Origin of the sequence: Luteimonas sp. 8-5 (assembly GCF_029763755.1) — a bacterium.
GTDB lineage: Bacteria > Pseudomonadota > Gammaproteobacteria > Xanthomonadales > Xanthomonadaceae > Cognatiluteimonas.
Genome location: NZ_JARUVM010000100.1, coordinates 1 through 9,516, shown reverse-complemented (window position 1 = coordinate 9,516; position 9,516 = coordinate 1). Strand labels below are relative to the sequence as shown.

10 protein-coding genes and 1 pseudogene are annotated in these 9,516 nt (G+C 70.4%); 7 read left to right on the top strand and 4 right to left on the bottom strand.

Going from position 1 to position 9,516, the window contains the following annotated elements:
* From QAA18_RS10265 to pssA, 3 genes and pseudogenes are all read right to left on the bottom strand, one after another.
* Positions 1-168: pseudogene (locus QAA18_RS10265) on the bottom strand (ribosomal-protein-alanine N-acetyltransferase); the annotation flags it as partial.
* Positions 165-401 (bottom strand): hypothetical protein, encoded by a 237-nt coding sequence (locus QAA18_RS10260; RefSeq protein ID WP_279412841.1) that lies wholly within the window; start codon positions 399-401, stop codon positions 165-167. The pseudogene QAA18_RS10265 and the gene QAA18_RS10260, both read right to left, overlap by 4 nt.
* Before the next feature lie 5 nt (positions 402-406).
* A complete protein-coding gene (pssA, locus tag QAA18_RS10255; protein WP_279412840.1) occupies positions 407-1,174 on the bottom strand; it encodes a CDP-diacylglycerol--serine O-phosphatidyltransferase in 768 nt (255 codons plus the stop codon).
* A 90-nt stretch (positions 1,175-1,264) separates the two neighbouring features.
* On the opposite strand from pssA, the gene QAA18_RS10250 reads away from it, so the two are divergent.
* The 3 genes from QAA18_RS10250 to QAA18_RS10240 all read left to right on the top strand — a co-directional run bounded on the left by QAA18_RS10250 (position 1,265) and on the right by QAA18_RS10240 (position 4,728).
* Positions 1,265-1,705 (top strand): DUF4124 domain-containing protein, encoded by a 441-nt coding sequence (locus tag QAA18_RS10250; RefSeq protein WP_279412839.1) that lies wholly within the window; start codon positions 1,265-1,267, stop codon positions 1,703-1,705.
* An 86-nt stretch (positions 1,706-1,791) separates the two neighbouring features.
* Positions 1,792-3,504, top strand: a complete 1,713-nt coding sequence (locus QAA18_RS10245) for a proline--tRNA ligase (RefSeq protein WP_279412838.1) — start codon at positions 1,792-1,794, stop codon at positions 3,502-3,504.
* Between the two features lie 177 nt (positions 3,505-3,681).
* Positions 3,682-4,728 carry a helix-turn-helix domain-containing protein gene (locus QAA18_RS10240; RefSeq protein ID WP_279412837.1) on the top strand — a complete coding sequence of 349 codons (1,047 nt, stop codon included), beginning with the start codon at positions 3,682-3,684 and terminating at the stop codon, positions 4,726-4,728.
* A gap of 21 nt (positions 4,729-4,749) precedes the next feature.
* On the opposite strand, the gene QAA18_RS10235 is transcribed toward QAA18_RS10240, so the two are convergent.
* Complete coding sequence (locus QAA18_RS10235) at positions 4,750-5,982, bottom strand: threonine/serine exporter family protein (protein ID WP_279412836.1); 1,233 nt, start codon at positions 5,980-5,982, stop codon at positions 4,750-4,752.
* Positions 5,983-6,037: 55 nt separating this feature from the next.
* Here QAA18_RS10235 and QAA18_RS10230 point away from each other — a divergent pair, with 55 nt between their 5' ends.
* From QAA18_RS10230 to QAA18_RS10215, 4 genes are all read left to right on the top strand, one after another.
* Positions 6,038-7,147, top strand: a complete 1,110-nt coding sequence (locus QAA18_RS10230; RefSeq protein WP_279412834.1) for an MlaE family lipid ABC transporter permease subunit — start codon at positions 6,038-6,040, stop codon at positions 7,145-7,147.
* 5 nt (positions 7,148-7,152) lie between these two features.
* Complete coding sequence (locus QAA18_RS10225; protein WP_279412832.1) at positions 7,153-7,926, top strand: ABC transporter ATP-binding protein; 774 nt, start codon at positions 7,153-7,155, stop codon at positions 7,924-7,926.
* Between the two features lie 9 nt (positions 7,927-7,935).
* Positions 7,936-8,859: an MlaD family protein gene (locus QAA18_RS10220; RefSeq protein WP_279412830.1), complete on the top strand. Its 924-nt coding sequence runs from the start codon at positions 7,936-7,938 to the stop codon at positions 8,857-8,859.
* 86 nt (positions 8,860-8,945) lie between these two features.
* The coding region (locus tag QAA18_RS10215; protein WP_279412828.1) for an ABC-type transport auxiliary lipoprotein family protein at positions 8,946-9,516 on the top strand (571 nt) is incomplete at its 3' end.

Below are 9,516 nucleotides of genomic sequence, written 5' to 3'. Positions count from 1 at the left end.
CTCCAGCACCCAGGCCGGATAGCCCGCACGCAGGCAGTCGCGGAAGATCCCGCGCGTCCACGGGAACGGATACGCACGGCGCTCGATCTCCATCACAGCGTCGAGGTCGTCCTCGCGCATCGGCCGCGCCCGGGTTGCCTGGCCGGAGTCCGCGGCGACGGCGCTCATGCGTGGCGACGCAGCCCGCGCAGCTGCGGCCACAGCGCGCGCTTGGCCGCTGCGTTGCCGCGCAGGCTGGCCGGATCGGGCCAGCTGCGCGCCAGCGTCGCGGCGTCGGCCGAAGCGCGGCTGCGCCCCGCAGCACGCAGCAGCGCATCGAGCATCGGATCTTCCGGCAGCGCCATCACGTACGCGGCATGGCCGAGCTCGGCCAGCACCTCGCGCTGGAACGGATCCCACATCGCGTTCACCGCTGTCCCGGCCGACGCCGCCACAACCACGCGCCCGGGCCGGACAGCGCATAAAGCGCGGCGGTGGCCAACAGTACCTTGGGCGGGTCGAGCATCAGCGCCGCCAGGATCGCCAGCACCAGCACGATCGCGACGAAGGGAACGCGCTGCGCGCCGCCACCGCCCTTGAAGCTGGAATAGCGGATGCGGCTCACCATCAGCAGGGCCGCGACCACGGTCAGCACCAGGGCCGGCATGCGCAGGTCTTCGCCACGCAGCTGCAGGTCATGGCAGGTCCACACGAAGCTGGCCATCAGGCCCGCGGCCGCCGGGCTGGCCAGGCCGATGAACCAGCGTTTGTCCACCTGCGCGACCTGCGAGTTGAAGCGCGCCAGGCGCAGCGCCGCGCAACCGGCGTAGAGGAACGCGGCCAGCCAGCCGATCTTGCCGGCGGTGACGCCGTCCAGCCGGAACGACGACAGCGACCAGTAGTACATCACCAGCGCCGGCGCCATGCCGAAGCTCACCAGGTCGGCCAGCGAGTCGTACTGGACGCCGAATTCGCTCTGGGTGTTGGTCATGCGCGCAACCCGGCCGTCGACGCCGTCCAGGATGGCGGCGACGAAGATGGCGATGCAGGCGGCCTCGTAGCGCCCCTGGGAGGCGGCGATGATCGCGAAGAAGCCCGCGAACAGGCCGCCGCTGGTGAACAGGTTGGGTAGCAGGTAGATCCCGCGGGCGCGCGGCGGGCCGGGGACCGGGCCTGGTGTCGGGTCTTCGCTCATGCCGCGAGTTTATGGTTTTGTGGCCTGCTGCGCTTGCGCCGGCGCCGGTGCGGTGCTGGAATCGGGCCCAACGCCATCGGGACCGTCGCCATGCGCCGCCTTCGCACTGCCTTTGCCCTTGCCCTGCCCTGCGCGCTGCTGCTGGCGTCCGCGCCGCTGGCGGCCCAGCAGGTCTACAAGTGGAAGGACGCCAACGGCGTCACCCAGTACACCTCGACGCCGCCGCCGGAAGGCAGCACCTACGAGACCCGCGAGGTCGACAACCGCCACCCGGCGCCGCAGGCCTCGGACGAAGCACCGGCCGAGGATCCCGGCTGCGCCATCGCACGCGGTAACCTGGCCCTGCTCAACGGCCTCGACAAGCTCGGGCCCGACGAGGACGGCGACGGCCGCCCGGACCGCACCTACACCGACGCCGAGCGCGCCGACCAGGTCGCCCTGGCCGAAGCGGCGATCAAGGTGCGCTGCACGACTCCGCCCGCACCGCCCGCCGAGCGCGAGGAAGAGCCCGAGGAAACCGGCGACAACTGACGTCGCGCGCCGGCCCCGGGCCGGCGTGGCAGCGGTGCGCGTGGCAGAATGAGGGTTCTTTTTCGCCCCGCAACCGCGAGCCACAGATGCGCCTGTCGCAGTTCCACCTCCGCACCGTCAAGGAAACCCCGGCCGACGCCGAGATCGCCAGCCACCAGCTGATGCTCAAGGCCGGCATGCTGCGCCGCCTCGCCGCGGGCCTCTACACCTGGTCGCCGCTGGGCCTGCGCGTGCTGCGCAAGGTGGAAAAGGTCGTCCGCGAGGAGATGGACCGCGCCGGCGCGATCGAACTGCTGATGCCGACCATCCAGCCGCAGGAGCTGTGGGAGGAGACCGGGCGCTGGGAGAAGTTCGGCGGCCAGCTGCTGAAGATCCGCGACCGCAAGGAAGCCGGCTACTGCTACGGCCCCACCGCCGAGGAAGTGATCACCGACTTCGCCCGCAACGAGCTGGCCAGCTACAAGCAGCTGCCGGTCAACTTCTACAACATCCAGACCAAGTTCCGCGACGAGATCCGCCCGCGCTTCGGGGTGATGCGCGCGCGCGAGTTCCTGATGAAGGACGCGTACTCGTTCCACCTGGACGAGGCGTCGCTCGCCGAGGGCTACCGCAACATGTACGACGCGTACGGCCGCATCTTCACCCGCCTGGGGCTGAAGTTCCGCGCCGTGTTCGCCGACACCGGCGCGATCGGCGGCACCGCCTCGCACGAGTTCCACGTACTTGCCGATTCGGGCGAGGATTCGCTGGCCTGGTCGGATGCGTCCGACTACGCGGCCAACGTGGAACTGGCCGAAGCGCTGGCGCCGGGCGAACGCCCCGCCGCGGCGGAAACCATGCGCAAGGTCGACACGCCGGTGCAGAAGACCTGCGAGGACGTGGCCGCGCTGCTCGGCATCGGCCTGGAACGCACGGTCAAGTCGGTGGCGCTGTTCGGCGACGAGGCGACCGGCTTCGTGCTCGCGCTGGTGCGCGGCGACCACATGGTCAACGAGATCAAACTGTCCAGGCTGCCCGGCATGGGCGACTACCGCCTCGCCACCGAGGCCGAAATCCGCGAGCACCTGGGCAGCGAACCCGGTTTCCTCGGCCCGCTCGGGGCGAAGAAGCCGATCACCGTGATCGCCGACCGCAGCGTGGCGGCGATGGCCGACTTCGTCGTCGGCGCCAACGAGCCCGGTTTCCACCTGGCCGGCGTCAACTGGGGCCGCGACCTGCCGGAACCGGCGATCGTCGCCGACATCCGCAACGTCGTCGCCGGCGATCCCTCGCCCGACGGCAAGGGCACGCTGGGCCTGGCGCGCGGCATCGAGGTCGGCCACGTGTTCGCGCTCGGCGACCGTTACTCCAAAGCGATGGGCTGCACCGTGCTCGACGCCAACGGCAAGGCGACGCATCCGCTGATGGGCTGCTACGGCATCGGCGTGTCGCGCATCGTGGCCGCGGCCATCGAGCAGAACCACGACGCGGCCGGCATCGTCTGGCCGGCGGCGATGGCGCCGTGGCAGGTGGCCGTTTGCGTGATCAATCCGAAGCACGATCCGGCCGTGGACGAGGCCGCGCAGGCGCTGTACGAAGAACTGCTGGCCGCCGGCATCGATGCCGCGCTGGACGACCGTGGACTGCGCGCCGGGCAGATGTTCGCCGACATCGAACTGATCGGCATCCCGCACCGCGTCGTCGTTTCCGGCCGCGGCCTGGAATCGGGCACCTTCGAATATCGCGCACGCACCGCCGCTGAAGCCGAGCAGCTGGATCGCGACGCGCTGCTGTCGCGCCTGGTTCCCGTGCAGGGATAAAAGCCGGCCGCAGGCGGTGGCGCGGTACCGCCGTCCCCCTGGATACGGCGGCAAAGCTGGGAGGCGCCCGCCTGCGGCCGGGGCCCATGCATTGTCGGGAAATCGCGGCGCCTGCATTTGCGCCTGCGTCCAGCAAGCTTGACCCCCTGTCCGCCGTGTGAGTACATCGGGCATGCGATGAGCACGCCCATCATCCCGTCAACCAGTTTCGCCACCGAACTATTGCCCGGGGACGAGCAGTTCGACGCCTGGCGCCAGGCGATTTCGGTGGTTTTCGACGTCGCGCCGCTGCACGAGGCCCGCAAGGGTTTCCGCGCGAAAGTGCGCGCGTTCCACCTCGGCGAGCTGTTGCTGGTCAATACGCGCTTCGACAGCCAGCGCTTCGTGCGCAGCCAGCGGCAGGCGCGCAGCGACTGGATGGATCACTTCCTGGTGCAGTACTACCGCCGCGGCGGAAATGCGGGCACGGTCGACGACCGCGAGATCCGCACCCCGCCGGGCAGCGTTTCCGTGCTCGACCTGGCCCACGGCGTGGAAACGCAAGCCAACGCCGCCGAGTGCCTGACCCTGGTGGTGCCGCGCCAGGTGATGTCGGCGATCCTGCCCGGCTGCACGGGCCTGCACGGCTACATCCTGGACCCGGCCTCCGGCGGCCTCCTCGGCGATTTCATGGCCAGCCTGGAACGCCGCCTGCCGCATACCCACGCCAACCAGGCGGCGGGGATCGCCGAGGCGACGGGGCAGCTGCTCGCGGCCTGCCTGCAGCCGTCATCGAACCACGAAGCGCGCACGCGCGTGCAGGACGATGCATTCCTCCTGGACCGCGCAAAGCGCCACATCGAACAGCAACTCGACACGACCGGGCATGATGCGGCCGCGCAGCTCCAGGTCGATGCGATCTGCCGCGCCGTCGGCGCCTCGCGTTCGCGCCTGTATGCGCTGTTCCAGCCGCATGGCGGCGTCCGCCAGTACATCCAGCACCGGCGCCTGATGCGCGTGCACCGCGCACTGGCCGATCGGCGCCAGCGTGATCCGATCATGCGCCTGGCCGAACGCCACGGCTTCAGCAGCCACGCCCACCTGAGCCGGCTGTTCCAGAAGCATTTCGGCTACAGCCCCAGCGACGTGCGCGCAGACCCGACCATCGCCTTGCTCGCGCGTGCCGCCGCGGGCGTCGAGGAACAGGAGGCGGGTTTCGACGACTGGGTGCGGACGCTGGGCTGAGGCCCGCCCTGGGTCGAAGCGCTACAGGTTGCGTCGCGTGGGCAACAGCAGGTTGCCGAACAGCAGCCCGGCCACCAGCGCCAGCAGGATGTTCAGCACGCCCAGTGCCGCGACCTGGCCCAGGGTCGCGTCCTGCTGCTGCACCAGGTTCATGACCCCGCGCAGGCTCGCGCTGCCAGGCACCAGCATCAGGATGCCGGGCACGCGCACGAGCGCACCCGGACGCTGCGCCCAGCGCGCATAGCCGTTGCCGGCCGCGGTCAGCAACAGCGCCGACAGGAAGATGCCGGCGGGACTGCCGAAGTGCTGGCCCCCCAGGCGCGAGATCAGGTAGCCGCCGACCGCGGCCGCGACCACCACGGGGTAGTCCTGCCAGCGCGCGCGGAACAGCACCGCGAACGAGAACGCCGCCAGCAGCACCGACACCCATTCGACGATGTCCGGTTGCGGCCGCCACGCGCGCACCTGCGGCTCGATGCCGGCGAAGTGCGCCAGGGCCAGCGCCAGGCCGCTGCCGACGGTGAGCTTCATCAGCGTGGCCAGCGCACCGGCGAAGCGGGCGGTACCGGAGATCAGGTGGTTGCTGGTGAGCTCGTTGACCGCGTTGGTCAACGCCATGCCGGGGACCATCACGATCAGCGCGGCGATGATCACGGTGTTGAGGTTGAGCGGACCCACGAACGTCGCGACCAGGATCGCCACGAAGCCGGCGGCGAGCGCGGCCAGTGCCTCGCCGGCCTCGCGCGCCTGCGGCCGCCCGCGGGTGGCCAGCTCCAGCAGGCCGATCAGCAGGCCGGTGGCGCCGGCGGTGCCGATGTCCAGCCACGGCAGGCGCAGCAGGCCGGCGATCGAGGCCGCGACCAGGCCGAAGCCCAGCACCTGGACCAGGTTGTTGCGCGCCGTGGGCGGCCGTTCCAGCGCGCGCAGGGCCGCATGGCCGGCAGCGATGTCCAGGCGCCCGGCCACGACCTCGTCGGCGATGCGGTCGGCTTCGCACAGCTTGGCCAGGTCGGTGTCGCCCGGGGGCAGGCGGATCACCCGGGTGGTGTCGCTGTCGCCCGGCGGACGGGTCGGGTCGCTGAAGCTCAGGATCACGCCGGTCGGGTTGGAGAACGGCTCCAGTTCCAGCCCCAGCTCGGTGGCCACGCCGACCAGCGCGCCTTCCAGGCGCTGCGCCGTGGTGCCATAGGCGTGCAGGTGCTCGGCCAGTTCGACGACGAAGGCGATGCGGGTGGCGTATGCGGCGGCTTCCATGGGCGGAAGTGTATCCTCGGGCCGCAAGGAGCACGGACCCGGGAATGCACCACGCATGACAGTCGCCAGCAACAGCGGGCCACGCGTCGCCGTCGACGGCGACCGCCTCCGCCTCTCCGGCAGCTGGACCCTCGACCACGCCGCGGCCATCGCGCAGGCGCTGCGTTCGGCGCCGCAGGAATCGTGCCCCATCGATGCTACCGGCGTGGACCGCCTCGACTCGCTCGGCGTGGTCCAGCTGCTGCGGCATGCGCGCCGCACCGGTTCGTTTTCGGACGCGATCGAGTTCCGCGAGGACCACCTGCCGCTGGTGACCGCGATCGAGGACGTCACCGACGATCGCCCGCGCGGCAAGCGCGAGTATGGTTTTGCCGCCGCCATCGGCCGCCTGGGCTTCGCCGTCGCCGACAACTGGGCCGAGATCGTCGCGCTGGTGAGCTTCCTCGGCGAAAGCCTGGTCAAGCTGCTGCGCATGGCCAGGGAGCCGCGCCGTTTCCGCGCCACCGCCACCGTCGCGCACATGGAGCAGGTCGGGCTCGACGCGGTGCCGCTGGTGGCGCTGCTGTCGTGCCTGGTCGGCGCGGTGATCGCGTTCCGCGGCTCCAACATCCTCGCCGACTTCGGCGCCACCTTCTACGTGGTCGAACTGGTGAGCATTGCCTTCCTGCGCGAGTTCGGCGTGCTGCTGACCTCGATCGTGCTGGCCGGTCGCACCGCCAGCGCGTTCACCGCCCAGATCGGCGCGATGGTCAGCCGCGAGGAAGTCGACGCGATGCGCACGCTCGGCCTGGACCCCGTCGACGTGCTGGTGATCCCGCGCCTGCTGGCCCTGGTGGTGACCCTGCCGCTGTTGACCTTCATCGCCGACGTCGCCGGCCTGCTGGGCGGCATGACCGTGGGCGCATACGGCCTCGACATCCCGCCGCAGGCCTATTTCGCGCGCATGGACGACACCATCGAACTGCGCCACTTCCTGGTCGGCATGGCCAAGGCGCCGGTGTTCGCCATCGTCATCGCCCTGATCGGCTGCCTCGAAGGGCTGCAGGTCAAGGGCACGGCGCAGTCGGTCGGCGAACGCACCACATCCAGCGTGGTGCAGACGATCTCGCTGGTCATCGTGCTCGACGCGCTGGCCGCGATCTGGTTCATGCAGATGGACTGGTAGGGCGCATGGAAGACACCGTCATCCGCGTACGCGGGCTGGAAAACCGCTTCGGCGAGCAGGTCGTGCACGAAGGCCTCGACCTGGACGTGCGCCGCGGCGAGATCCTCGGCGTGGTCGGCGGCTCGGGCACCGGCAAGTCGGTGCTGATGCGCTCGATCATCGGCCTGCGCGAACCGCAGGCGGGGGACATCGAGGTACTGGGTGCCGATGCGCGCAGCGACGATGCCGGCGACCGCCTGCACATCGAACGCAACACCGGCGTGCTGTTCCAGGACGGCGCGCTGTTCTCGTCGCTGACGGTGGGCGAGAACGTGCAGGTGCCGCTCAAGGAACACCACCCCGGCCTGCCCGATTCGCTGCGCTACGAACTGGCCCTGCTCAAGGTCAAGCTCGCGGGCCTGCCGGCCGACGCCATGGACAAGCTGCCCTCGCAGCTGTCCGGTGGCATGCGCAAGCGCGCCGGGCTGGCGCGGGCGCTGGCGCTGGATCCGCCGCTGCTGTTCCTGGACGAGCCCACTGCCGGCCTCGACCCGATCGGCGCCGCGGCCTTCGACCACCTGATCCGCACGCTGCAGCAGGCGCTGGGGCTGACGGTGTTCCTCATCACCCATGACCTGGACACCCTGTACGCTATCTGCGATCGCGTGGCGGTGCTCGCCGACCGCCGGATCCTGGAGGTGGCGCCGATCGCCGAGCTGGAGCGGCTGCAGCACCCCTGGGTCCGGGATTACTTCCATGGCCCGCGCGGCCGCGCCGCGCAGGCCACAGCCAGGAGCTGAGAGGACCGGATGGAAACCAAGGCCAACTACGTCCTGATCGGCGCCTTCACCCTTGCCACCGCGGCTTTCCTGCTGCTGTTCGGGTTGTGGGCGGCCAAGTTCTCGTCCGACCGCGGGTGGCAGGCCTACCTGGTCGTCTTCACCGAGCCGGTCACCGGCCTGACCGAAGGCAGCTCGGTCCAGTACAACGGCATCGCCGTGGGCACGGTCGAAACCCTGAACCTGGATGCGAAGGATCCGCGGCGGGTCATCGCCCGGCTCAAGGTCGAGGCCGACGTGCCGGTGAAGGTGGACACGCGGGCGAAGATGTCGATCACCGGCCTCACCGGCGTGCCCTTCATCCAGCTCACCGGCGGGAGCCCGAATGCCGCGCCGCTGGTGCCGAAGGACCGCGACGACATCCCGGTGATCCTGACCGAGGCCTCGGCGCTGCAGAACATCGCCGACACGGCCAATCGCCTGGTGGCACGGCTGGACGAGGTGCTCAGCGAGGAGAACGTGCAGCGCATCGCCAGCACCCTGGCCAACATCGAAGCCATGACAGGCGCCGTCGCGGCGCAGCGCGAGGACCTGCGCGCGCTGATCGTCAATGCGCGTGCCTCCAGCGAGCAGCTGGCGGCGACGCTGGCCACGACCAACCGCACGATCGAGGACATCGACCGGGAGCTGGTCGACAAGCTGCCGGGCATCATCGCCAAGCTCGACAGCACCCTGGCGAACCTGGATTCGGCTGCCAACGGCGCCAACATGGTCATCAACGAGAACCGGGCCGCGATCAACAGCTTCGCCAACGACGGCCTCGCGCAGATGGGTCCGACCCTGTCGGAACTGCGTGGCCTGGTACGCGACCTGCGGCGCATCAGCGACCGCCTGGAAGGCAATCCTGCGCGCTACCTGCTTGGGCGCGAGACACCGAAGGAGTTCGAACCATGAAGGGACCGGGGACCGGGGACCGGGGACAGGGCGTGTCTCGCTGGCTGGGGGCACTCTTGTTGGCCGTGGCCTTGGGTGGGTGTTCGATGCTGGCGGGGCCCAAGGAGACGGTGACGATCTACGCGCCGCTGGTGCGGGCGGCCGCCGACCCGGCCTGGCCGCAGGCGGACTGGCAGTTGTCGATCGGGCAGCCGAACGCGTCGCGGATGACCGACGGCCTGCGCATCGCGGTGCGCCCGACGCCGGGCGAGATCCAGGTCTACAAGAACGCGGCGTGGGCCAGGAGGCCCGGCGAGCAGTTGCAGGACGCATTGTTGCAGGTGCTCGAGGACTCCGGACGGATCGCTTCCGTGGTTCGCCAGGGCAGCGGCATCGCCGCCGACTACCGGCTCGAACTGGACCTGCGGCGCTTCGAGGCCGACTACGCCGGCGGCGCGACCCCTGCCGCGACCATCGAGGTGAACGCCAAGCTCGTGCACGCCGGCGACCGTGCGGTGGTCGCGTCGCGGACCTTCCTGCAGGCGGTGCCGGCAGCGGGCACCGACACCGCGGTCGTGGCCGAGGCGTTCGGCCAGGGCCTGGGCACGATCGCCAGCGAGATCGCCGGCTGGACGCTGCGCAGCGGAACCGCCCACGAGCACGCCGAAGCCCCCCCGT

Excerpts from the sequence above, each read along its gene's own strand:
- QAA18_RS10260 (WP_279412841.1), bottom strand. The coding sequence starts at position 401 with ATGTGGGATCCGTTCCAGCGCGAGGTGCTGGCCGAGCTCGGCCATGCC.
- pssA (WP_279412840.1), bottom strand. The coding sequence starts at position 1,174 with ATGAGCGAAGACCCGACACCAGGCCCGGTCCCCGGCCCGCCGCGCGCC.
- QAA18_RS10250 (WP_279412839.1), top strand. The coding sequence starts at position 1,265 with ATGCGCCGCCTTCGCACTGCCTTTGCCCTTGCCCTGCCCTGCGCGCTG.
- QAA18_RS10245 (WP_279412838.1), top strand. The coding sequence starts at position 1,792 with ATGCGCCTGTCGCAGTTCCACCTCCGCACCGTCAAGGAAACCCCGGCC.
- QAA18_RS10240 (WP_279412837.1), top strand. The coding sequence starts at position 3,682 with ATGAGCACGCCCATCATCCCGTCAACCAGTTTCGCCACCGAACTATTG.
- QAA18_RS10235 (WP_279412836.1), bottom strand. The coding sequence starts at position 5,982 with ATGGAAGCCGCCGCATACGCCACCCGCATCGCCTTCGTCGTCGAACTG.
- QAA18_RS10230 (WP_279412834.1), top strand. The coding sequence starts at position 6,038 with ATGACAGTCGCCAGCAACAGCGGGCCACGCGTCGCCGTCGACGGCGAC.
- QAA18_RS10225 (WP_279412832.1), top strand. The coding sequence starts at position 7,153 with ATGGAAGACACCGTCATCCGCGTACGCGGGCTGGAAAACCGCTTCGGC.
- QAA18_RS10220 (WP_279412830.1), top strand. The coding sequence starts at position 7,936 with ATGGAAACCAAGGCCAACTACGTCCTGATCGGCGCCTTCACCCTTGCC.